The following is a 543-nucleotide window of genomic DNA, read 5'->3' as shown; positions in this document are numbered from 1 at the left end:
CGCGCGTGACTGATCTTCTCGACGGCCAGGGGTTGATCGAGGCTGATGTCCCAAGCGACGATGAACCGGGTGACCTGACGCGTGAGGCGATTGCCTATCCCGTTGGACGCGAAATCCGCCTGCAGGCGTTGACGCGCGGCGACGAGGGCTTCCTGCTCGCCCTCGGCTATTCGACGCAGCGCGGCTACGGTCGAACACACCCCTTCGTCGGTGAGATCCGGATCGGCATGGTTGATGTCGAAGTGAACGTGCCGGAGCTCGGCTTTGCTGTGTGCATCGGCGCGATCCGGGTCACCGAATGCCAGATGGTGTCTCAGTTCAAGGGAAGTGCGGATACGCCGCCGCGTTTCACACGTGGTTACGGACTCGTCTTCGGGCAATCCGAGCGCAAGGCGATGGCCATGAGTCTCGTTGATCGCGCAATGAGAGCCGATGAGTTCAATGAGCAACGGCTGGCTCCGGCGCAAGATGAGGAATTCGTGCTGGAGCACTGCGACAACGTGCAGGCCACCGGCTTCGTCGAGCACCTGAAGCTGCCTCATT

Annotated in this window: 1 protein-coding gene; it reads left to right on the top strand. The window is 61.7% G+C overall.

Annotated elements, in window-relative coordinates:
• The coding region (locus FS320_RS44920) for a carbon-phosphorus lyase complex subunit PhnI (protein WP_192926449.1) at positions 1-543 on the top strand (543 nt) is incomplete at both ends.

Source organism: Microvirga tunisiensis (assembly GCF_009296175.1).
Classification (GTDB): Bacteria; Pseudomonadota; Alphaproteobacteria; order Rhizobiales; family Beijerinckiaceae; genus Microvirga; species Microvirga tunisiensis.
The sequence above is the reverse complement of the archived record's forward strand: the minus strand, read 5'-3'. Positions and strand labels throughout refer to the sequence as shown.